This window comes from Glaciihabitans sp. INWT7 (assembly GCF_014217685.1).
In the GTDB taxonomy this organism is placed as follows: domain Bacteria; phylum Actinomycetota; class Actinomycetes; order Actinomycetales; family Microbacteriaceae; genus Lacisediminihabitans.
Genome location: NZ_CP043653.1, coordinates 287,967 through 310,301 on the forward strand (window position 1 = coordinate 287,967; position 22,335 = coordinate 310,301).

The 22,335-nt window shown below is 66.6% G+C and carries 20 protein-coding genes and 3 tRNA genes; 15 read left to right on the top strand and 8 right to left on the bottom strand.

Annotated elements, in window-relative coordinates; translation table 11 throughout:
- Positions 1 to 34 precede the first annotated feature (34 nt).
- Positions 35 to 808 (top strand): lytic transglycosylase domain-containing protein, encoded by a 774-nt coding sequence (locus F1C58_RS01470; RefSeq protein WP_185202280.1) that lies wholly within the window; start codon positions 35 to 37, stop codon positions 806 to 808.
- Positions 809 to 824: 16 nt separating this feature from the next.
- Here the strand turns inward: F1C58_RS01470 and F1C58_RS01475 are convergent, their stop codons facing one another.
- Positions 825 to 1,844 (bottom strand): LacI family DNA-binding transcriptional regulator, encoded by a 1,020-nt coding sequence (locus tag F1C58_RS01475; protein WP_185203929.1) that lies wholly within the window; start codon positions 1,842 to 1,844, stop codon positions 825 to 827.
- 131 nt (positions 1,845 to 1,975) lie between these two features.
- On the opposite strand from F1C58_RS01475, the gene F1C58_RS01480 reads away from it, so the two are divergent.
- The 4 genes from F1C58_RS01480 to F1C58_RS01495 all read left to right on the top strand — a co-directional run bounded on the left by F1C58_RS01480 (position 1,976) and on the right by F1C58_RS01495 (position 5,387).
- A tRNA-Tyr gene (locus tag F1C58_RS01480) sits at positions 1,976 to 2,057 on the top strand.
- A gap of 90 nt (positions 2,058 to 2,147) precedes the next feature.
- Entirely contained in the window at positions 2,148 to 2,939 is a 792-nt protein-coding gene (locus tag F1C58_RS01485) for an inositol monophosphatase family protein (RefSeq protein WP_185202281.1), read from the top strand.
- Between the two features lie 289 nt (positions 2,940 to 3,228).
- Entirely contained in the window at positions 3,229 to 4,278 is a 1,050-nt protein-coding gene (locus F1C58_RS01490; RefSeq protein WP_185202282.1) for a M23 family metallopeptidase, read from the top strand.
- Positions 4,279 to 4,661: 383 nt separating this feature from the next.
- On the top strand, positions 4,662 to 5,387 hold the full coding sequence (locus tag F1C58_RS01495) for a M23 family metallopeptidase (protein ID WP_185202283.1): 726 nt from the start codon (positions 4,662 to 4,664) through the stop codon (positions 5,385 to 5,387).
- A 76-nt stretch (positions 5,388 to 5,463) separates the two neighbouring features.
- Here the strand turns inward: F1C58_RS01495 and F1C58_RS01500 are convergent, their stop codons facing one another.
- Positions 5,464 to 7,209 (bottom strand): glycoside hydrolase family 13 protein, encoded by a 1,746-nt coding sequence (locus F1C58_RS01500; protein ID WP_185202284.1) that lies wholly within the window; start codon positions 7,207 to 7,209, stop codon positions 5,464 to 5,466.
- Positions 7,210 to 7,297: 88 nt separating this feature from the next.
- On the opposite strand from F1C58_RS01500, the gene F1C58_RS01505 reads away from it, so the two are divergent.
- From F1C58_RS01505 to F1C58_RS01520, 4 genes are all read left to right on the top strand, one after another.
- Positions 7,298 to 8,356 carry a sodium:calcium antiporter gene (locus tag F1C58_RS01505; RefSeq protein ID WP_185202285.1) on the top strand — a complete coding sequence of 353 codons (1,059 nt, stop codon included), beginning with the start codon at positions 7,298 to 7,300 and terminating at the stop codon, positions 8,354 to 8,356.
- A 97-nt stretch (positions 8,357 to 8,453) separates the two neighbouring features.
- Complete coding sequence (locus F1C58_RS01510; protein WP_185202286.1) at positions 8,454 to 10,328, top strand: glycoside hydrolase family 13 protein; 1,875 nt, start codon at positions 8,454 to 8,456, stop codon at positions 10,326 to 10,328.
- Between the two features lie 77 nt (positions 10,329 to 10,405).
- Positions 10,406 to 10,477, top strand: a tRNA-Thr gene (locus F1C58_RS01515).
- Between the two features lie 29 nt (positions 10,478 to 10,506).
- A tRNA-Met gene (locus F1C58_RS01520) sits at positions 10,507 to 10,580 on the top strand.
- Between the two features lie 137 nt (positions 10,581 to 10,717).
- On the opposite strand, the gene F1C58_RS01525 is transcribed toward F1C58_RS01520, so the two are convergent.
- Complete coding sequence (locus F1C58_RS01525; RefSeq protein ID WP_185202287.1) at positions 10,718 to 11,269, bottom strand: putative immunity protein; 552 nt, start codon at positions 11,267 to 11,269, stop codon at positions 10,718 to 10,720.
- Between the two features lie 101 nt (positions 11,270 to 11,370).
- Here F1C58_RS01525 and F1C58_RS01530 point away from each other — a divergent pair, with 101 nt between their 5' ends.
- On the top strand, positions 11,371 to 11,622 hold the full coding sequence (locus F1C58_RS01530; protein WP_219732013.1) for a cold-shock protein: 252 nt from the start codon (positions 11,371 to 11,373) through the stop codon (positions 11,620 to 11,622).
- A 4-nt stretch (positions 11,623 to 11,626) separates the two neighbouring features.
- Here F1C58_RS01530 and F1C58_RS01535 read toward each other — a convergent pair whose 3' ends face one another.
- Complete coding sequence (locus F1C58_RS01535) at positions 11,627 to 13,732, bottom strand: heavy metal translocating P-type ATPase (protein WP_370543678.1); 2,106 nt, start codon at positions 13,730 to 13,732, stop codon at positions 11,627 to 11,629.
- A gap of 174 nt (positions 13,733 to 13,906) precedes the next feature.
- Between F1C58_RS01535 and F1C58_RS01540 the strand changes: the two genes are divergently transcribed.
- Positions 13,907 to 14,524: a dihydrofolate reductase family protein gene (locus F1C58_RS01540; RefSeq protein ID WP_185202290.1), complete on the top strand. Its 618-nt coding sequence runs from the start codon at positions 13,907 to 13,909 to the stop codon at positions 14,522 to 14,524.
- Between the two features lie 17 nt (positions 14,525 to 14,541).
- Here the strand turns inward: F1C58_RS01540 and F1C58_RS01545 are convergent, their stop codons facing one another.
- Positions 14,542 to 15,033, bottom strand: a complete 492-nt coding sequence (locus F1C58_RS01545; protein ID WP_185202291.1) for a carbonic anhydrase — start codon at positions 15,031 to 15,033, stop codon at positions 14,542 to 14,544.
- A 174-nt stretch (positions 15,034 to 15,207) separates the two neighbouring features.
- Between F1C58_RS01545 and F1C58_RS01550 the strand changes: the two genes are divergently transcribed.
- A complete protein-coding gene (locus tag F1C58_RS01550; protein ID WP_185202292.1) occupies positions 15,208 to 16,104 on the top strand; it encodes a glucose 1-dehydrogenase in 897 nt (298 codons plus the stop codon).
- 43 nt (positions 16,105 to 16,147) lie between these two features.
- Here the strand turns inward: F1C58_RS01550 and F1C58_RS01555 are convergent, their stop codons facing one another.
- The gene (locus tag F1C58_RS01555; protein WP_185202293.1) at positions 16,148 to 17,236 is read right to left on the bottom strand and encodes a DNA glycosylase AlkZ-like family protein; all 1,089 of its coding nucleotides are present in this window, start codon (positions 17,234 to 17,236) and stop codon (positions 16,148 to 16,150) included.
- Positions 17,237 to 17,446: 210 nt separating this feature from the next.
- On the opposite strand from F1C58_RS01555, the gene F1C58_RS01560 reads away from it, so the two are divergent.
- Together F1C58_RS01560 and F1C58_RS01565 are read left to right on the top strand one after the other, a co-directional pair.
- Positions 17,447 to 18,085, top strand: coding sequence for a TetR/AcrR family transcriptional regulator (locus F1C58_RS01560; protein WP_255461400.1), 639 nt, complete (start codon positions 17,447 to 17,449; stop codon positions 18,083 to 18,085).
- A gap of 92 nt (positions 18,086 to 18,177) precedes the next feature.
- Complete coding sequence (locus F1C58_RS01565) at positions 18,178 to 20,736, top strand: MMPL family transporter (protein WP_185202295.1); 2,559 nt, start codon at positions 18,178 to 18,180, stop codon at positions 20,734 to 20,736.
- Between the two features lie 17 nt (positions 20,737 to 20,753).
- Here the strand turns inward: F1C58_RS01565 and F1C58_RS01570 are convergent, their stop codons facing one another.
- Entirely contained in the window at positions 20,754 to 21,119 is a 366-nt protein-coding gene (locus F1C58_RS01570) for a VOC family protein (protein WP_185202296.1), read from the bottom strand.
- A gap of 91 nt (positions 21,120 to 21,210) precedes the next feature.
- On the opposite strand from F1C58_RS01570, the gene F1C58_RS01575 reads away from it, so the two are divergent.
- A complete protein-coding gene (locus F1C58_RS01575; RefSeq protein ID WP_185202297.1) occupies positions 21,211 to 21,576 on the top strand; it encodes a VOC family protein in 366 nt (121 codons plus the stop codon).
- A 91-nt stretch (positions 21,577 to 21,667) separates the two neighbouring features.
- Here F1C58_RS01575 and F1C58_RS01580 read toward each other — a convergent pair whose 3' ends face one another.
- Complete coding sequence (locus F1C58_RS01580) at positions 21,668 to 22,306, bottom strand: hypothetical protein (protein ID WP_255461200.1); 639 nt, start codon at positions 22,304 to 22,306, stop codon at positions 21,668 to 21,670.
- Positions 22,307 to 22,335 lie beyond the last annotated feature (29 nt).

Sequence of the window (22,335 nt, forward strand, 5' to 3'; positions counted from 1 at the left end):
GTTTAACGGGCGCGTCGGACGAAGATAGGAGCCGATGTCGATTCTGCGCGTGATCCTGATCTGCGCGGCTGGCCTGGTGGTCACCGTGGCGGTGATCGGCGCCATCGTGGTGTTCGCGCTGCCGGGAGGCGTCGGGCCGCATCGGCTTCCGGATGCCCAGGGCCCGTCGACCCCGCTCGCCCGCTTCGCGACGGCCGCGCCCGTGACCGCGGCAGCGGTCCCCGCCGGCCCAGCCCTCTCGGCCCTCGCCGATCCGAATTGGGTCGCCACCACCGCGAAGAAGACCGGAATTCCGTCGCGTGCGCTTTCCGCCTATGCCGGCGTCGCGATCTCGTTCGAGAGTCGTGAGTGCGGAATCGGCTGGAACACGCTGGCGGGCATCGGTGAGATCGAGTCTCGCCACGGCACGATCTTCGGCGGACGCATCGCCGCGAACGGCACTGCGACCCCCGCGATCTTCGGGGTGCCGCTCGACGGAGGAGCCGTCGCGAACATCCCCGACTCCGATCAGGGCACGATCGACGGAGATGCCAACATCGACCGGGCCGTCGGTCCGATGCAGCTGATCCCGGAGGCCTGGCGCAACTGGCATGCGGACGGCAATGCCGATGGCGTGCAGGATCCGCAGAACATCGATGACGCGACCCTTGCCGCGGCGGGCTACCTGTGCCGCGCCGGCGGCAAGGCGTTGAATACGGAGAGCGGCTGGCGGCAGGCTGTGCTCGCGTACAACGGGTCACAGCAGTACCTGGATGACGTGATCCGCTACTCCACCGGCTACGCGGCCGACGTGGCATCCTCGCCCTAGGACATCACCGCAACGATCACCGAGCCGAGGGGCGCGCCGTCGTCGAGCGCACCATGAGTTCGAAGGGAAGGGGCGTGTTCGACGAACCGAGGGTTCGGCGATCGGGGTGCAGCTCGTCCATGAGCAACTCGACAGCGAGCCGGCCCTGCAGCTCGGGAAACTGCGCGACAGTCGTGAGCCCGAAGAAGTCGCTGAGTTCGTGACCGTCGATGCCGATCACCGAGATGTCGGCGGGCACCCGCAGTCCGAGGTCGCGTGCGGCCAGGATGGTGCCGATGGCCATCTCGTCGGATGCGGCGAAGACGGCGGTCGGCCGGGTTCGCGGGTTGCCGAACAGCTGCTTCGCCGCGGCGTACCCACCCGGAATGGTGAAATCCGCCGACCGGAACAGCGACGGATCCGGCGAGATCCCCGCGGCTTCCAGCGCAGCCTCGTAACCCACCCGCCTGTTGGTGGGCAGGTGGAAGTCCCGCTCCGACTCCTGGTCGCCGCCGATGTGGGCGATCGACACATGACCGAGGGCGAGCAGGTGCTCTGTCGCGAGGCGAGCGACCGCCACATCGTCGATGCTGAAGGTGCGCACTCCCACCAGTGGTCCGCCGACGCCCACGATCGGCTTGCCGAGCGCGAGCAGGCCGGCGAGCTCGATCGGGGTGAGCTCGAGGGAGATCGCGACGACCGCATCCACCCGCTTTCGGAGCAGAAAGTGCTCGAAGACACTGCGCCGCTCTTCCCCGCCCCCACCGAGGTTGTAGAGGGTGAGGTCGTAGCCATTGCTCAGTAGCGAACGTTCGGCGCCCTCGAGCACCGAGCTGTAGAACCACCGGTTGAGAAAGGGGATGACGACCCCGATGTTCTTGGTGCGCCCGCTCGCGAGGCTCGAGGCGTTCGAGCTCACGACATAGCCGAGGTCCGCGGCTGCGGCGGTCACCCTGGCCTTCGTGATGTCGGAGACGTGGCCATTGCCGCTCAGGGCCCGGGACACCGTGGCGGTGGACACGCCGGCGGCTTCCGCGACCTCCTGGATGCCGGCCATCTGCCCGTCCTCTCGCTCCTCGTCGTGCGACCGACTGAATCCTATGGCCTCGCTCACCGCACCCTCGATTTCGCGCGGGCCATTCACCCTGTATCCTTTATTTGCGCGTTCGACCCGTGGTCGATGTGCATGGCAAGTTACCCAAGTGGCCAAAGGGATCTGACTGTAAATCAGCCGTCTACGACTTCGTGAGTTCGAATCTCGCACTTGCCACAGCAACACCTGCACGACCGACGGCCCGGCTCGATACGAGACGGGCCATTCGTGTCTCATCGGCGCACCGCTAACAAGAGCCAGGAATCCATGACGGCCGAACTGCTCGAGATCGCCCGCTCCGTCGCAGTGCAGGCGGGGGCGCTGGCACGGCTGCGCCGCTCGGAGGGGGTCGAGATCGCGGCAAGCAAGTCGTCGACCGAAGACATCGTGACCTTTGCGGATCGGGAGACCGAGGCGCTCATCCGTTCGAGGCTCGCCGAATTGCGGCCCCACGATGGATTCTTCGGAGAGGAGAGCGATGCGGAGACCGGCACGAGCGGGCTCACCTGGGTCGTCGACCCGATCGACGGCACCGTCAACTTCCTCTACGGGATTCCGCATTACGCCGTGAGCATCGCGGTGGTCGAGGGCGATCCGGATCCGCTCACCTGGCGCGCGCTCGCCGGAGTGGTCGCGAATCCCGCGAGTGGCGAGACCTTCTCCGCGCAGGCCGGCGCGGGGGCGTTCCTCGGTGCTTCGCCGATCCGCGTCGCTCCGCCGGTCGAACTCTCCCAGGCCCTCGTCGGCACCGGTTTCTCCTATCTCGCAGACATCCGTTCCGAGCAGGCGGAGGTGCTCAGCGGGTTGCTCCACCGGGTGCGTGACATCCGTCGAATGGGGGCAGCATCACTCGACCTGTGCGCCATCGCCTGCGGCCGGCTCGACGCCTATTTCGAGCGCGGTCTCGGCCCCTGGGATCACGCCGCCGGTGCGCTCATCGCCCGGGAAGCGGGAGCACGAGTCACCGGGAGGGATGGCGCGCCGCCGTCCCGCGAGTTCGTCCTGGCCGCCGAACCCGCGCTCGCCGCCGGGTTGGAGCGCCTGTTCGCAGAACTCTGAGCGCAGGTCCAGGGTGCGCTGCAACGATGAGGAACAGCTCTCCGGCGGCTTCTGAGCGATTGCCGTTTCAGCGGCAGTGACGTACCCTTTACCTATTCGTTATAAATCCTGCGGTGTTTCACCCGGGTTTTCGCACCAAGGATCACTGACCCACAGACCCACAGACCCACAGACCCACAGACGTACTCGAGTTCTCCAGCTCGCTGTATCCGTTGTTGGAGGACCACCAGCTTGAACGCCTATCGCTCATCCACGCCCGCACCATCGGCGACTCCGGAGAGTCGGTAGCGTGGCCGGCTTCGACTGGAGCCTCGAGTCCGCCCGCGATCAGGAGGCCGCTGACCGGGTCGCCCGCGGCCAAGAGCGCCATGGCGCGGCAGCGGCAGAGCCCGCCGCCACCTCACGCCGCGCGTTGAGGGAGCAGGAGACTGCGGCATCCGCGTCCCGCGTTCGCAGCCTCAAGGCTCCCCGAGCGCTCAAGGAACCGCGAACCGGCGCTCCGAAGACCCGCATTCCGAAGGCTCGTCCAGGAAAAAAGACTTCGCCTCGCGCGGTGGCGCCGCGGCCGAGCGTCCCCCACGCGTCAGCGGTCCGCACGACGCCCGTCCGCCCGCCGGTGAGCCGCCCGGCCCCCCGCCGCGGGCAGCTCCTGCGCAAGTTCATCACCATCAGCGCGATGTTCGGTGCGGGCGCGCTCCTCGTGGCGACTTCCCTTCCGGCCGTGGCCCTGCAGATGAATTCCGCCAGCGCTCTCACGCCCGATCTTCCCGCCACCTCGAACTCCCAGGTGCAGAGCCTCGTCGTGGACGGTGCGGCCACGGATGCCGCGCCCACCCGCGACCCGTACACCGTGGTCAACACCATCCAGCAGGCCCGCATGAAATTCGGACTGCAGAACTTCTCGTATACGAACGACACGAACGGCACTATCCAGTGGCCGTTCCCGTCGCCCGTTCCGATCAGCTCCGGATTCGGGGCGCGGGTCTCCCCCTGCGGAGGCTGTTCCTCCTTCCATGAGGGTGTCGACTTCATTCCCGGAGCGGGAACGCCGATCGGCGCGATCGCGGATGGCACCGTCACCTATGCCGCGTACGACGGCAACTTCGGCTACCACGTGATCATCGACCACAACATCAACGGCCAGAAGGTGCAGAGTCTCTACGCCCACATGCTCGCCGGCTCCATCAAGGTGGTGGTGGGCCAGCAGGTCACAGTGACCCAAGAATTGGGCCTGGTCGGAAGCACCGGACACTCCACCGGAGCCCATCTCCACCTCGAGGTCCACCTCGACGGCACGCCGGTGGATCCCTTCGCCTGGCTGAAGGCGAACGCGAACTGACGTTCGCCCCCGCTTACGGGGCTGGCCTTCTTGGCCGCGTTTGGCTACTCTTAACGAATTCGTTACTTTCGTATACACATTGTGATGCTTAGCAAGCGAAGCATCCGTGTGGCCGTACCAGTCCAGTGGTGCTGTGAATCGCCGCAGGGAGCAGCCGTCATGTCACAATCGTTCAGCGCACATTCGAGCGCGTGTGGGAACGATCTCCCTGTCCGCCTACCGGGACTCGTGTGAGCGGCGACCTCGGACTGCCGCCGGCGCGATCACGTCGCGAGCTGGCAGAGCGTCGATCCTCAGAGCCCCGAAAAAGTGCGCGTCGTGTTCGGGCGCTGTCGGCGGCGGCACGTCCGGCGGCACCCCTTCCCCGTAACGCGGTGCGCCGGGTGCTGCGCAAGCTGATGACCGTCGGGGCGATGGCGGGAGCCGCCGCCCTGCTCATCTCCACCTCTCTTCCGGCAAGCGCCTTCCTTCCCGCCTCCTCCGGATCCAGCGCGTCGGCGACCACAGCATCCCTCAGCGCGGCCGAGCCCGCCGAGGCCCTTTCTGTGCAGAACATGCGGGTGGATGACGCGGCCGCGGTCGCCGCACCGACCCGGGACGCATACACCGTCGTCTCTCTCGTGCAACAGATCGCCACCAAATACGCGTCGGCTGCGCGCAGCACCGCGTACACCAACGATCCCAACGGCACGATCCAGTGGCCGTTCCCGGTGCCGGTGCCGATCACCTACGGATTCGGTCCTCGATCCGTGCCCGGATGCGGATTCTGTTCCACCTTCCACGAGGGAGTCGACTTCACGCCCGGCTCGGGCGTCGCCATCCAGGCCATCGCCGATGGAGTGGTGAGCAAGGTCGAATTCGACGGCGGTGGGCTCGGCAACAACGTGACCATCGACCACAACATCAATGGCCAGAAGGTGCAGAGCGTCTACGGCCACATGCTCACCGGTTCGGTGCGGGTGGTGGTCGGCCAGATGGTCAAGGTGACGGATGAGGTGGGCCAGGTCGGCAGCACCGGCGCCTCGACCGGCGCCCACCTTCACCTCGAGATCCACCTCAACAACACGCCGGTCGACCCTTTCGCCTGGCTGAAGGCCAACGCGAACTGACCGAGCCGTCGTTGGTCGAGCCGCCGTTGCTCGAGTCGCCGTTGCTCGAGCCGCCGCGCAGCGACCGCATCGAGACCTAAGCGCGCAGCCAGACCGCGGTGTCACCCGGCAGCGATCGCCCATCGAGCTCTTCCGAGGCCACGATGATCTCCCCGGCGGGCAGCTCCACCGGCTCGGTGCCGGTGTTGGCGATCACGGTGACAGAGCCGTTTCGAAACGCGACGACGGCATCCGGGTAGCCCGTGAGCCATTCGACGTGGCCGAGTCCGAGGTCTGCAATGGACCGCCCGGCGAGAAGACTGCGGTAGAGCTCGAGAGTCGAGCCGGAGACGCCCCGCTGAGAGTCTCGGGCGTAGGGGGCCCAGTCCGCCGGTTGCGGAAGCCAGCTCTTGCCGCTGGGGCCGAAGCCGTACGATGGCGCGTCCGCCTCCCAGGGGATCGGCACGCGGCATCCATCCCGGCCGTAGCGTTCGCCGTCGGTTCGGAACCAGGTGGGATCCTGGCGCGCTTCGTCGGGCAGGTCGATGACCTCGGGCAACCCGAGCTCCTCACCCTGGTAGAGGTAGGCGCTTCCGGGCAAGGCGAGCATGAGGGTCGTCGCCGCGCGTGCGCGTCGAAGTCCGAGGGAGCGCACCGGCCGGCCGGGCGAACGCGGGCCGATGCCGTGGCCCTGCGGGTTCTCGGCGGTCATGGCGAGGCGTGAGGCGTGGCGCACCACGTCGTGGTTCGACATCACCCAGGTGCTCGGAGCGCCGACGCCGGTGAAAGCGACAAGAGAGGCGTTGATGATCGCCCGCATCGTCGGGCCGCTCCACGGAGTCTCGAGGTAGGAGAAGTTGAAGGCCTGCTGCATCTCGTCGGGCCGCACCCAGCGTGCGAGCTTGGCGAGCGGCTCCACCCACGCTTCGGCGCAGAGCACACGATCGCCCTCGTACTCCTCGAGCACGGAGTGCCAGTCCCGGTAGATCTCGTGCACGCCGTCCTGCGCCCAGTAGGGCGGGGTATTGTCGTCGTCGAGATTCGCGTCGATCTGCGGCTCGAGACCCAGGGTGCCGCTGCCGCCCATGCTGCCGCCGTCGGCCGGAGCCGTGTAGTCGGGCAAGCCCGCGGCCTTGATCAGGCCGTGCGCCACATCCACCCGGAAGCCGTCGACGCCGCGGTCGAGCCAGAAGCGCAGGATGTCGCGGAACTGCTCCCGCACCCAGGGGTTCTGCCAGTTGAGGTCGGGCTGCGAGGAGTCGAAGATGTGGAGGTACCACTGGCCGGGCGTTCCGTCGGGATTGGTGAGGCGGCTCCAGGCGGACCCGCCGAACACGGAATCCCAGTTGTTCGGCGGCAGTTCGCCGTTGAGGCCTTTACCCTCACGGAACATGTAGCGGTCGCGCTCGGGGCTTCCCTCCGGTGCGGCGAGGGCCTCCTGGAACCAGGCGTGCTGATCCGAGGAGTGGTTGGGCACGAGGTCAACGATGAGTTTGAGGCCGAGCTCGTGCACGCGCTTCTCGAGTGCATCGAAGTCGGCCAGGGTGCCGAAGATCGGATCGACGTCGCAGTAGTCGGCGACGTCGTATCCGGCGTCCTTCTGCGGCGAGGTGTAGAACGGCGAGAGCCAGACGGCGTCCACCCCGAGTTCCACCAACGCGGGAAGTCGTTCGGTGATGCCGATGAGGTCGCCGAGGCCGTCGTCGCCCATGCCGTCGGCGAAGGACCGCGGGTAGATCTGGTAGATGACGGCGGAGCGCCACCATTCGTTTCCGGAGGCGCTGGAAAGTGTGGTGGTCTCGGTTGCGGGCGCAGAAAAACCCTGCCGAATGTCGAGGCTCATCCGAAAACCCTATTGCATCGCCTGTCGCCCGAAATCGCGGAGCAGTCGGCCGCCCGCAGGAGTGCCGGTGAGGGTACTGTCTGCAGGCGTGAACTCTTTGCCCCTTTGGCTGCTCGTGCTGATCTTCGTCGCGGGTGCCGCCGTCATCTGGGTGGCGGGCATCCAACTGTCCAAAACGACGGATGTGCTGGACAAGAGGCTGCATCTCGGCAGTGCCCTCGGCGGGCTGATCGTTCTCGCGGTCGCCACCAACCTCCCAGAGATCGCCATCACGGTCAGCGCGGCTCTGTCGGGGAATATCGAGATCGCGACGGGAAACATCCTGGGCGGCATCGCGATCCAAACGGTTGTTCTCGCGATCCTCGATCTCTTCGGACGGCGGGGAAAGGGCGTGCGCCCGCTGACCTACCGGGCCGCCTCCCTGACACTGGTGCTCGAGGCGGTCGTCGTCGTCGCAGTTCTGTCTGTCGTCGTGGCGGGCAGCCAGCTCCCCTCTGGGCTCGTGTTCGCCCGGATCACGCCGGACGTGGTCGCCATCGCCGCCCTGTGGATCGTCGGTCTGGCGCTGGTGCAGCGCTCCGGCTCGCACCTTCCCTGGCACGAGGACGGGTCGGCTCCGGACTCGTCTCCGCATCCGCGTGGACATCGGCGTCACACGCCGGACAAGAAGATGAGTGTGACGAAAGCCGCCATCGTGTTCGCGATCTCCGCCGTCGCCACCCTCGTCGCGGGAGTGGTGCTCGAGCGGGCCGGCGATGCCGCGTCGTCGCAGATCGGCCTGTCGGGGGTGCTCTTCGGAGCGACCTTCCTGGCGCTGGCGACATCTCTGCCCGAGATCTCCACAGGGCTCCAGGCCGTGAAGCAGGGCGACGACAACCTGGCGATGAGCGACATTTTCGGGGGGAACGCCTTCTTGCCTGTTCTCTTCCTCGTCGCGACGATCATCTCCGGCAGGTCGGTTTTGTCCCACGCCAACCCCAGCGACATCTACCTCACGTCCCTCGCGATACTGCTTACCCTGATCTACATCGTCGGTCTGATCTTTCGACCGTCCCGACGGATCCTCGGCATGGGTGTCGACTCTCTCGCCGTGGTCGTCGTCTACGCCGTTGGCATCCTCGGGCTGGTCTCGATCGCGAACGGATGACCGAACCTCCGTCGTAATCGGGCCGTAACGGCGCTACGGTACCTTCGAGACCAGCATCGGCGGGCAATTCAGCCCCGCAGGCCATCGAGGGGGCACCATGGGCATCGTCAACGAGCCGCACCACGACGGTTCTCCCCTGTATGTCTCCGATTCCGCACCCCAGCTCGGCGACCACGTGCGCGTGCGCATCCGCATCCCCGAAGAATTCGGGCCAGTCATCGCCGTGCATACCCGCTCCAATCCCGACCACGAGCCGCGCTTCGCCGTCGCGTCGCCCGTCGCGGATGTCGACGGGTGGGAGTGGTGGGAGGCCGAGATCGAGATCGAGAACCCGGTGCACGGCTATCGCTGGCTGCTCTCCCTGGCGGATGGTGGTTCGGCCTGGGTGAATGCCACCGGTGTCCACACGATCGAGACCCTCGATTCGGAGGACTTCCGGCTGGTGACCTATCCGGCTGCGCCCGAGTGGGCCTCGTCGACGGTGATGTACCAGATCTTCCCCGACCGATTCGCCCGGTCTGCGGCGGCATCCACTCGCGCACTGCCCGACTGGGCCGAACCGGCGGAGTGGACGGATGACGTGGTCTACGTCGGCGCGGACACCCCTCGCCAGTTCTACGGCGGCGATCTCGCGGGCATCGCCGAGCATCTCGACCATCTGGTGGCTCTCGGGGTCAATCTCATCTACCTGACTCCCGTGTTCCCGGCGCAGTCCAACCACCGTTACGACGCGCTGTCCTTCGCCGAGGTGGATCCTTTGCTCGGCGGAGACGAGGCGCTCGTCGCCCTCATCGAAGCGGCGCATGGGCGCGGACTGAGGGTGATCGGGGACCTCACCTCCAACCACAGCGGGGACGCCCACGAGTGGTTCCGGGCCTCCCACCTCACTCCCGGGGCCGCGGAGAGCGAGTTCTACTACTGGCTCGACGAGCAGCAGGAGCGCTACGTATCGTGGCTCGGAGTTCCGAGCCTCCCCAAGTTCAACTGGAACTCGGCCGAACTGCGCCGTCGCTTCATCGACGGCCCCGAGTCTGTCGTCGCGAAGTGGCTCGGCGAACCGTACAACCTCGACGGCTGGCGCATCGACGTCTCCAACATGACCGGACGCTATCTCGACCAGGACCTCAACCAGGAGGTGCGCCGCACGATCCGACGCACGATGGTCGCCACGAAGACGGACACGATCCTGCTCGGGGAGTCGACCAACGACGCAGCGAGCGACTTTCCCGGGGACGCCTGGCACGGGGCGATGACGTACGCCAACTTCACCCGGCCGGTGTGGGGCTGGCTCTCCGAGCCCGGGAGCCTCGCGCCCGGCGGCATCGGCATGGCGCTCGGCACGATCCCCAGCTACAGCGGGATCGAAGTGCATGCGGCGCACATCCGCTTCACCGCAGCGTTCCCGTGGCGCGTGAGGCTCCATAACATGAACGCTCTCGACACCCACGACACCCCGCGATTCCTCACCCACGCGCGCCCGGGCACCGTGCCTGTCGCGTTCGGTTTGTCGGTGACGCTGCCGGGCATCCCCGTCGTCTTCGCCGGCGACGAGTTCGGACTCACCGGAACGGATGGCGAGCACTCCCGTACTCCGATGCCCTGGGGAACCGAGGCGGCGGCTGCCGACACCATCTCCCTCTATTCGCGCCTGATCCACCTTCGGACCTCGCATCCGGCATTGAACGGTGGCGGCATCCGCTGGATGCATGCCGGCAGCGAGGTGCTCGTCTTCGTGCGGGAGTCTGCCGAGGAGAGCGTGCTCGTCGTCGCGGCCCGGGATGGTTTCGACGTGACCCTTCCGGCGCACGCGGTGGCCGGCCTTCCGGTGACGCTCTTCGGCCGGATCGGTGCTGTGCATACCGCTGAGGGCCTCAGGCTGAGCGGATCCGGGCCGGCCTTTGGCGCATTCGAGTTGCCGGGCATCACGCTTCCCGACTTCTTCGAGCCCGGCGTGATCCTCGCCCTCGAGTAACGGCGCGGCGGGCCCCGCGGCGGGTGCTATTCTCTAACGGTGCCAAAATGGCGCGCGGAAATTCGTGTGCTGCTTTCGCCCCCTTAGCTCATTGGTAGAGCACTTCCTTGGTAAGGAAGAGGTAGTGGGTCCGATTCCCACAGGGGGCTCTCGTAACCCGTTTGTCTGGTTACGTCCCGGCGGGGTAGCTCAGGTGGTTAGAGCACACGGCTCATAATCGTGGTGTCGCGGGTTCAAGTCCCGCTCCCGCTACTTAGCTTCATGCGCCCGAGACTATGTGGCCGAATCCACCGAGCTCCACGATTGCACTCTCGGTTCGGATCAACAGAGCGGTCGCTGTATCGACCTGTCGCTCGAATCATGCCGGGCCCGGTTCTCCGGCAGGGACGTCACGGAAGAACGGGCGAGACGGCTCCAATCGCGGCCTGAAGCGTCCGGATGCTCGACCCGAGCACGCCCGACGACAACAAGCCCGAACCGAGCGGGCCCGCGGAGTCCTCTCCGACTGACGGCAGCTGCTGAAGTGCTGCCCTGACCCGAGCGTCCATGTGGTCGAGCTGCCAAGCGATCTCGTCGGAGAGAGCCATCGGTCGGTCCGGAGCGGCCAGCCCGGCTGCTTTCGCGGCGTAGGCGGCTGCGCCGAGAGCGTGAGCGCCCATGTGAGCGACACCCGCCGCTTGTCCCGCAGACCGCGCGGCTGCCGCTGCAGCAGGGGAGTCCACGCCGTTCGCGGCCCGACCAGCGACGAAGCGCCGACGAATTTCACCGACAGCATCGAGCTCACCCCGAGCGAACGCGCGAGTTCGATCGATGGCATCACGGGGTCGATCGTCTGTGGGGGCCTCGGTCTCGAACAAGACCAGGACACGCTCAGCACAGTCTGCTGCCCACAGAGCGACGAGGCGTCGATCAGCTTCGCTCAATGACTGCGGGGAAAGCATTCCAGCATTCTCGCACCCCGTCCTACCGGGCGCTCCGGCTACGGCAATCCGGTCGCGCTGACACTATTGCGATCGACCCAGCTCCGGGGGACGATCGAGTCGTGGCTACTGGCACGGTGAAGTTCTTCTCTGCGGAGGAAGGCTGGGGAGCTATCTCGTCGCCAGAGCTACCCGACGACCAAGACGCCTTCGTCCACTTCTCCGTTATCGAGAGCGAGGGGTACCGCTACCTCGTAGCGGGCGATGAAGTCGATTTCGACTACGTTCGTATCGACCAACACGGCTTCCGCTTCGTGGCGACTCGCGCGCGCAAGGGCGAAGCCCCGAGTGCGGCAAGTCCGGCGATTCGCTAGACGGTCAGGCCGGTGAGGGGGAGGCGTTCTGCGGAAGAAGACTCGCGACGCTTGCCCCGGGACGGAGGTCGAGTCGACGGAGCAACTGGGCATTCAGCGCCACGACGACCGTGGAGGCAGACATCAGCAATGCGCCGACCTCCATCGGGAGAACGAAACCGATGGGCGCAAGCACTCCCGCGGCGAGCGGCACCGCGATCAGGTTGTAGCCGGCGGCCCACCAGAGGTTCTGCTTCATCTTCCGGTAGGTCTTGCGAGACAACTCGATAACCGAGAGTACCGATCGGGGGTCATCACTGGCGAGGATCACGCCGGCGGAGGCGATGGCCACGTCGGTGCCCGCCCCGATGGCGATGCCGACATCCGCCTGGGCGAGCGCGGGCGCGTCATTCACGCCGTCCCCGACCATGGCGACCTTGCGGCCCTCGCGCTGCAATTCGGTGACCTTTGCTGCCTTGTCCTCCGGGTGCACCCCGGCGAATACCCGATCGATGCCGAGGTCATCCGCCACGGACTGGGCGACGGCCTGGGCATCCCCGGTGATCATCACCACCTGTATCCCGAGTGCGCGGAGGGCATCGACGGCGTGACGGGATTCCGGTCGCACCTCATCGGCAAGCCCGAGGGCCCCGATCACTTTCGAGTCCCGGAGCACGTGAAGGATGATGGCTCCCTCGCGTTCCCACGCGAGCGTCTCGGGGAGCGGATCGGCGGTGTGGGAGGCGAGCATGCCCGGTCCGCCGACGCTGACCTCGCTGCCGTTCACGACCCCCGTGACCCCGATAGCCGTCGACGCCTGGAAGTCGGTCGCCTTCAGGATCGAGAGACCGCGCGCTTTCGCGGCATCCACGATGGCCGTGGCCAGCGGATGCTCGCTGTCTGCCTCGACGGCCGCCGCGAGTGAGAGCACATCCTGCTCCGAAGTCGGCGCCGTGACGGCCACCCTGGTGACGCTCGGCTCACCCTTGGTCAGGGTTCCGGTCTTGTCGAAGAGCACGGAGTCGACAGTGCGCATGTTCTCCAGCGCCAGGCGGTCTTTGACCAGGACGCCACCCTTCGCGGCTCGTTCCGTGGCGATGGAGACGACGAGGGGGATTGCCAGGCCGAGAGCGTGCGGACAGGCGATCACGAGCACGGTGATCGTACGGATGACCGCGTCCTGTGGCGCTCCGAGGGCGGTCCACACGATGGCGGTGATCACGCCGGATCCCAGTGCGAACCAGAACAACCAGCCGGCGGCGACGTCGGCCAACCGTTGGGCTCGTGACGACGAGTTCTGCGCCTCTGAGACGAGCCGCTGGATGCCGGCGAGTGCCGTGTCGCCCCCCACCGCGGAGATCCGCACCCGGAGGGCGTTGTCGGTGGCCACCGTTCCCGCAACGACCTGGGCGCCCGGCCCGCGTGTGACCGCCCGGGATTCGCCGGTGATCATCGATTCATCGACATCCGCTGTGCCTTCGGTGATTTCCCCGTCCGCCGGGACGCGGCCGCCGGGACGCACGATGACGAGATCGCCGACCTCCAGGTCGGCGGGGGAGATCACCGCCACAGTCTCGCCGTCGATGCGTTCCGCCTCATCCGGCAGCAGTGCCGCAAGCGACTCCAGAGCGGTGGATGACTGGGCGAGGGATCGCATTTCGATCCAGTGGCCGAGAAGCATGATCACGATGAGGAGGGCGAGCTCCCACCAGAAATCCAACTGACGATCGATGAGGCCGAGACTCGCGGCCCACGATGCGACGAACGCGACGGTGATCGCCAGCGCGATGAGGAGCATCAATCCGGGCTTGCGTGCTTTCAGCTCTGACACGGCTCCGGTGAGGAACGGACGCCCGCCCCACGCGTAGAGCACGGTTCCGAGCACGGGCGAGATCGATGCCACCAAGAGGGTGTCGGGGAGCGGGTAACCCAGGATTCTGGCGAACATCTGGCTGAATGCCACCACGGGAACGGCGATGACGAGCATGATCCAGAACAGACGTCGAAACTGACCGACGTGGTCGCCATGCCCGGCGTGGCTCATCCCGTCCGCCGAATCATGGTGCGCGGGCGCTCCGTGGTGGTCGCTTTCGAGCACGTGTTGTGTCGGCTGGTCATGAGAGGGGGACATCATCGAAATATATACCCCCATGGGGTATATATCAACCTCAAGAGCGTCATTCACTGCGCGCCGGATGTGGTCAGCGCTCCCGGCGCTCCTTGACACGGTGCGGATTCGGATGTCGACTCGGTTCACCCGCTGACCGAGGATGTCAGTGGCCCGAACCGGCCGAGGAGTACTGAGATGAGCACCATCGTCGTGCAGGCATTCATCACCCTGGACGGCGTCGTCCAGTCCGGCGGGGGCCCGGAGGAGGATCGCGAGGGTGGCTTCGAGCACGGCGGGTGGACATCGGAGTATGACGAGCACGACGTGGCTGGCGAGATGACGGAGATCATCCGCTCCTGGGAGAGCGCAACCGAGGCGCTGCTGCTCGGACGCAAGACCTACGAGATCTGGGCCTCCTCCTGGGGCGTCTGGGACGAGAACGACGCTGGATTGAAGGGGGAGCTCAACAGAAGGTACAACCGCGTTCCCAAATACGTCGCCTCCCGCACGCTCAGCGAGCTCGGTTGGCAGAACTCGCACCTTCTCGGCGCGGATGTCCCGGCTGCGGTGCGCGCGCTTCGCGAGGAGCCCGGTGGCGAAATCCGCGTCTGGGGCAGCACCCGGCTGATCCACACACTGGCCGAGCACGACCTGATCGACGAATACCGGCTCGCGGTCTACCCGATGGTGTTGGGTACCGGCAAGAGGTTGTTTCCCGAGGGATTTCCCCGGGTGAGCCTCTCCCGTGTGGACACCCGAGCTCTGGCATCCGGGGTGCAGGTCACCACCTACCGTCGCTCGACCCCCGCCTGATCAGCTGCCCCAGGGTCTCAGGCGGCGACCTCGTTCAACTTGCCGGTGGCGACGTCGAAGACGAAGCCACGCACCGAGTCCCGGAACGGGATGAACGGGCTCGCCGCGATTCGGGCGATCGACTGCTTCACGTCTGCGGCCTCATCCGGGAAGGACTCGGCTGCCCACGCGGGCCGCAGTCCCGTGTCGTCCTGGATCGACTGCTTGAAGGCGTCGTCGGTGAAGGTCAGCATTCCGCAGTCCGTGTGATGGATCAGGATGATCTCCCTCGTGCCGAGCAGCCTCTGGCTGATCGCCAGCGAGCGGATCTCGTCCTCGGTGATCACCCCGCCGGCGTTGCGGATCACGTGCGACTCGCCCTCCGCCAGCCCGAGTACCCGGTAGACGTCGATGCGCGCATCCATGCAGGCGACGACAGCGATGTGCTTGCTCGGCGGCAGCGGCAATGGGCCGGAGAACTGCGCGGCATAGGCTTCGTTGTTCTTCAGCAGGTCGTCGGTCACGCTCATCGGGTTCCTCACTTCGGGGTGTCGACCGGATCGGGTCACCCCCAGCTTCGACCCCTCTCGGGGGCCGCAGGCCGTTGTTACCGCGCCTTACGGTTTGAGTCGGAGTGTTACCCAGCACCTTCGCGCAAATTCAAGCCCCTGACCCCGACAATTTCCGCGCGTACCGTGCTCGGCATGGCAATCACCCAGTACACCTTCGGCAACCCCGTCACCCGCTACCCCGACATCACCCCACCAGAGCAGCACCAGGACGGTCCGGGCGTGGAGCACGCCCAGAGCTCGGCCCCGGATGTCGGCGAAGACAGCTACGTCGGCAGCGGCCGGCTCACCGGCCGCAAGGCCCTCATTACCGGTGGGGACTCCGGCATCGGCGCCGCGGTCGCTATCGCCTTCGCCAGGGAGGGAGCGGATGTCGCGATCTCCTACCTCGCTTCGGAGCAGGAAGATGCCGACCGCACCATCCGACTGATCGAAGCAGCCGGGCGGAAGGCGGTCGCCCTTCCCGGAGACATCACGGATGCCGCGCGTTGCCGCGACCTCGTCGCGCAGGCCGTCGAGCAACTCGGAGGGCTGGACATCCTCGTCAACAATGCCGGCAAGCAGCAGTTCGCCGAGCACCTGCTCGACATCAGCGATGAGCAGTTCGCGGAGACATACGAGACCAACGTCTTCGCGATGTTCTGGATCACCAAGGCCGCCCTCCCGCACCTCGCGCCCGGATCGACGATCATCAACACCTCATCGATCCAGGGCTACACGCCGTCGCCGCTTCTGGTCGACTATGCCTCGACCAAGGCCGCGATCAACACCTTCTCCAAGGCACTGGCTCAGCAACTCGCTCCAGAGGGCATCCGCGTGAACGTGGTGGCGCCCGGCCCGATCTGGACTCCGCTGCAGACCGCCGGCGGCCAGCCGCCCTCGGCGCTGCCGACCACGGGCGAAGAGACGGCGCTCGGCCGTTGGGGGCAGCCCGCAGAGTTGGCCCCGGCTTACGTGTTCCTCGCCTCACCGGAATCGAGTTTCGTCGTGGGCGAGACGCTGCACGTCGACGGGGGAATGCCCAATCCCTGACTCACTGCAACCCTGACCCGCTGCGGGGAGTCGAGGGCGCGCTCTAGCGCTTGCCCTCGGCGACCTCGACGCCCAGCCATCGCGCCAGCTCGGAGATCTCCTCTCGCACCATCGCGTCCTCCTCCGGGTCGAAGGGCAGGAATTCGTGTACCGCGGCGATCCGAAGCACGCTCTCGGATCGGTCGACCTCGGCCTCGAGCATGCCGACGAAGCGATCGCCCATGAGGATGGGGTGGGCAAACAGTCCGTACTTGCGCTGGGGCTTCGGCTTGAACTGCTCGAGCACGTACTCGAACTCGAAGATCTCACGAAGCCGCGGACGATCGAAGAGCAAGCCGTCGTAGGGGTTGAGGAAGGCGACGCGACCGCCGGCGTCTTCGTCGAGCGTCGCGAGTGCCGCCGGGTCCACCCGCCAGGGCGAACGCAGTCCCTCGATCCGCACCGGCTCGCCGGCCATTCCGACCGGAGTCCAGGGCGACTTCTGCCGGGCGATTCCGGCGGCCTGGAGCCGTCTCTCGTCCCACTGCCGGTCCGCGTGCTCCCTGTCCAGTTCGGGCAGATCACTGGGGTAGACGCGCTCGGCGAGGTCCCAGCGGCGATGCCTGCCCTCGCGGCCGACGATGGCGACCTCACCCTGTCGGCTGAGGAAGTCCAGCATGATCGGCACCTGATTGGATCCGAACCATCCATCGGGTGGTCGAGTCACGTCGGCGGTGTCGGGGATGTCGCTCGCGAGAAGCGGACCATCGGACCGGAGCCGCGCCAGAACCTCCGACCGGAAGCGCGAGTTCGCGTCGAGCCACTGCCGGGTGCTCTCGCGGCGTGGCCATTGCCGCATCGCGGGCAGCATCAGCGGCAGCAGGCTGACCGGGCGGAATGCCCCGTCGAACTCGAAAAGCAGGTGATCCCGTTCGACAGCATCCTTCAGCTGACCGGGCTCATAGGCGTAACCGATCCGCGACCACAGCACGGTGTGCTCGCACGCCGCGATGACCCGGGTCGGATCGATCTTGACAGCGCCAAGCTGCTCCGCGACCTCGATGACATCGCCCGGACGTTCGGCATCGAGCAACTGGGATCGCACCGCGATGCGACGGGCATCGTCCAGCGTGAGTACTCGAGGGCTCGCCATGGGCACCTCCCCTGTCTCGGATTCAGCCGGCCTTCGTCGGCGCGTTCCTATCATCGTCCCCACGACCGACGGCGAAGCCAAAGTGTTCGAGGAGACGCTCGCCCCGAGCACGCGAACCGTGGGGCTGAGACGAAGATGCATCTTTGCTGGTAGTTCGATGTCAATACATGCACTGAGTGCATCGTTGCACTTAGTGTGAGCGACGTGATCATGTCCACGGCACCCGATCGACGGGCCGCTCTCAAAGAGCGCCATCGATCGGCGATCCTGGCCGCAGCCCATGATCTCGTGCAGGAGCGCGGCGGTCCCCGCTTCAACGTGGACGAGCTCGCCGAGCGAGCCGATGTGGCCAGGCGCACCGTCTTCAACCATTTCGCCTCCGTCGACGAAGTACTCCTGGCCCTCTCCGCCGAGGAACTCGAGGTGATCATCGACGAATTCATCGCCGCGGTCGCCGCCAGCCCGGTCGGTGACGGCAGTCGAGCGTCCATGTTCGCCGAGCTCGCTGAGATGCTGCAGCACGTCGATCTGCCCACGGTGATCGCCTCTGTCGTGAAAGTCCTCGGCGTCGAGGATGCCGACGATGCCCGAGGGCGCGCGCTCACCGACGTGACATTCGCCCGCGCCGCCGATCGCCTCCTGCGTGAGGTCGCGAGGCGCTACCCGCAGGCGGACACGCTCGACACCGAAGTCCTCGTCGGTTCGCTGATGAACGGCGTCGTCGTCATCGCCAAGCGCTGGCTCGAAGAATCGGCCGGACGCCCCGACCCCGCAGCGCGGGCCGACTGGGACCGCCTCCTCGCCCGGCTCACCGACACCATCAGATCTGGATATTCGCCCACAGCTTGATATCGCGGGGTGCACCGGCGCGCCCCGTTCCGCACGACAGCACCGCACTCACCACACCCTGCACTCACCATTGAAAGGAACGAGGGTTCGACATGGCCGGCCTCCTCTATCGCCTCGGACGATTCTCTGCACGCCGTCACTGGACGGTCATCGTCAGCTGGGTGGTGATCATCGCCCTCGCGGGAGTCGGGTACGCGCTGTTCGCGGGCACGCCATCCCCGTCGATCAGCATCCCCGGTACGGCGACGGCCAAGGTGCAGGACGAGCTGAACGCGAAGTTCCCCAAGGCGAGCGGCGGAAGCGGAAGCCTCGTGCTCGAGACGACCTCCGGAAAGGCCTTCACCGACGCCCAGAAGGCGGATGTCACGCAGCTTCTCGCAGACATCGCCGACATGAGCGGGGTGAAGTCGGCCAACAACCCGTTCACCACGCAAGCGACACTGGACGACAACCGGCAGCAGGTCACCGACGGTCGGTCGAAGATCACCACCGGCAAGGACCAGCTCGCGGCCGCGCAGGCCCAGCTGACCGCGGGCCAGACTCAACTCGATCAGGCCCAGCAGCAGCTCGACGCGGCCAAGGCCGCGGCCGCGGGTGCTCCGGCGGCAGTGCAGGCGCAGCTCGAGGCGCAGCAGGCCGGGATCACCGCCCAGCAGGCGACCCTCACCGCCAATCAAGCGACCCTCGACGCCAACGCGAAGACCCTCGACGATCAGAGCACCAAGCTCGAACTCGGATCCCAGCTTCTCGACCTCTCGTCCAACATCCGATTCGTTTCCAAGGATGACAGCAGTGCTGTCGCCACCATCCAGTTCACCAAGTCGACCAACCTCGTCTCTCCCGCGCTGAAGACCGCGGTCGAGAAAAAGGCGGAGGCCGGCGTCGACGGGGTGAAGGTCTATGTGTCGCAAGACATCGCGCAGGGGGTTCCGAGCATCCTCGGACCGGGTGAAGTCGTCGGCGTCATCGTCGCGGCGATCGTGCTCATGGTCATGCTCGGAACGCTCATCGGAGCGGCCCTTCCCCTCCTCAGCGCCGGCGTCGGACTCGGTGCCGCCACCCTGGGCGCCATGGCGTTCTCCGGCATCGTGGAGTTCAACTCCGTCACGGTGGTGCTCGGTGTGATGCTCGGCCTGGCGGTCGGAATCGACTATTCGCTGTTCATCCTCAACCGGCATCGCACCCAGTTGAAACAGGGGATGCCGCTGCACGAGTCCATCGGACTGGCCAACGGTACCTCCGGCAACGCGGTGGTCTTCGCCGGCACCACGGTCATCGTCGCACTGCTCGCGCTCAACATCACCGGCATCCCGTTCCTCGGCCTCATGGGAACCGTCGGTGCCGTCGCGGTCGCGGTGGCCATCCTGGTGGCGATCACGTTCACCCCGGCGATGCTCTCGCTGGTCGGGCTCCGGATCCTGCGCAAGAAGGAACGCCTGGCGATCGGGCACGCGAGCGCCAAGCGGGTGCCCAACACTCCGATGAAGACCTGGCGCGCGATCATCACGCTGGTCGCCGGCGTCGCGGTTCTCGGCGTCATCGCCCTCCCTGCCATGAACATGCGCCTCGGGCTTCCTGTCGGCTCATCGGAGGCCACGACCTCTAGCCAGTACAAGGCCTACAAGACCCTCGAAGACAAGTTCGGCGCCGGCCAGAACAGCCCGCTGCTCGTCGTCGCCGATCTGCCCGCGGCCGCTACCGGAGACGAACTCCAGCGCCAGGAGATCGCGATCGGAACGAAGATCACGTCAGTGGGAAACGTGGCCGCAGTAGCTCCGATCGGCGCATCGACGGATGGCACGGTCGTCGCCTTCCAGGTGATCCCGAAGGGAGGCCCGTCGAGCGTGTCGACGGAGGCTCTCGTTCACGATCTGCGCGATCTCTCTCCGATCTCGTCGGATTCCGGAAAGATCACCCTGGGGGTGGCCGGCAACGCGAGTGCGAACATCGACGTGTCCGAGAAGCTCTCCGCGGCGCTTCCGATCTATCTCGTGGTGGTCGTCGGGCTTTCGCTGCTGATCCTGATCCTGGTGTTCCGCTCGATTCTCGTGCCGATCACCGCGACGGCGGGCTTCGTGCTGTCGCTCCTCGCCACCTTCGGCGGGCTCACCGCGATCTACCAGTACGGATGGCTCAGCGCCGTGTTCGGAGTGCACGATCCGGCGCCGATTCTGAGCTTCCTGCCCGTGATCGAGGTCGGGGTGCTGTTCGGTCTCGCGATGGACTACCAGCTGTTCCTGGTCTCTGGCATGCGGGAGGCTTACGCTCACGGTGCCCCGGCGAAGATCGCCGTGCAGCGCGGCCTTCATGCCGGTCGATCGGTGGTGACGGCCGCAGCCATCATCATGATCTCGGTCTTCTCCGGATTCATCTTCTCGGAGTCCTCCACTATTCGCCCGATCGGTTTCGGACTGGCCTTCGGCGTGCTCCTCGACGCCTTCATCGTGCGGATGCTGCTCATCCCGGCCGCCATGCACCTGCTCGGAAGAGCGGCATGGTGGCTGCCGAAATGGCTGGACCGCATCATCCCGGACGTCGACGTGGAGGGCGCGAAGCTCGAGCGGACGCATCCTGTCTCTCACGAGGACGAGGTGGTCGATCTGGCCGTCGGCGAGGATTCGGCTCCACGGCATCCGGCCCACCGGGCCTGAGGCCGCGCTGGCGGCGGTCAGTCCTGGGGCATGATCAGGCAGAACGGATGCCCGGCAGGGTCGAGGTAGACGCGAAACGTGGGCGTCTCCGATCCCGCCTTGGTCGCACCGAGTGCGAGCACGGCAGCCTCGGCGACGTCGAAGTCGTCGACCTTCACGTCGAGATGCATCTGCTGCGGGCCATCCTGGCTGGGCCACCGCGGAGCTGTGTAGTGGTCCACCTGCTGGAACGCGATGAGCGGGCGCCCTCCGCCGGGCGGCGCGAGTTCGGCCCAGTCGGGGTCGAAGCCGACGATCTCGGCTCCGATCAGCTCGGCATAGAACCGGGCGAGTTGCTGGGGTTCCGGGCAGTCGATGAGGAGAAGTTCAAGGGTTCCGATCATGAGCCGAGGCTACTCGGTGGGTATGACAATGGGCGCGTCGTCGTGGCCCGGCGCCGGCCACGCCATAATGACGGGGGAAAGAGGAGTTGCCATGGACATGCGTCTGGAACTGGTGCCGCTGCGTTCGACCGACGTGGACCGCAGCAAGGCCTTCTACGTCGAGCAGGTCGGCTTCCTGGTCGACCACGACGTCGAGCCGGGCAATGGCATGCGGGTGGTGCAGCTGACCCCTCCCGGATCGGCCTGTTCGATCGCCATCGGCGTGGGTTTCGTCGAGGCGGATGCGCCCGCAGTGAATGGTCTGCACCTGGTGGTGGACGACCTGGACGCGGTCAGGGAGGAGCTGCTCGGCACCGGAGTGGAGGTATCGGGGATCAGCGACATGGGCGGAGTCCGCTACGCCTACTTCAGCGACCCGGACGGCAACTCCTGGGCGCTCCAGCAGATATCCCGCTAACGGGACCAGCGCCTGACGCCCCACCCATAACGTCACAACGGATCGGCAGCCTGCGCCTCGGAGGGAGGACGTCCTCTTCGGTGCCCGGCGGCTAATTCAGAGACTGGTGCGGTGCGGAGAAGGCGATCGAGTTCGCCGTGACTCCCACGAGACCGAGAGTCACACGCAGCATGGTCGGCGGCAGCTCGTCACCCGGCGGAGGTGTGTTGGCGAGGAGGGTGAGTGCCGTGCCGTCGAGCAATGATGCCGTGAGCGAGTCGAGATAGACCTGCACGTTCCCCGTCAGCTGCATCGTCGTGGCATCGGTCACCAGAGCTGGACCGGTCGCCTTCCGCACATCGAGCAGGAAGTCCTTCACGGTGACACCGTCGGCGACGATCTTGAGCGCTGTCGTGCGGGTGCCGTTGGCTAGGGGGACCGTGACGACGGTGACCGAGTGGAGTCCCGAGATGGAGATCGAGGAGCCGCCGAGCTGGGCGGCGGGCAGGGTGAACGTCGGGGCTCCGTCATCCGGCACGCCGATGGCCGGGGCCGGCGGCGTGCCCGAACCCGGTGCGGGCGGCAGGCCGATTTTCCCGGGGAGGGGCGCGACGGGGGCCGGACTCGGTCGAGGACCCTGGCTCGGTGCGGGAGACGGCTGTCCCGACCCGCACTGCATGAGCAGCGGGATGCACATGCCCGCGCCCGGCACCCGTGCCGCGCCGATTCCCGAGAGGGCGACCACGAGCACCGCCGCAATCAGAAGAGTCCCGGTCGTGC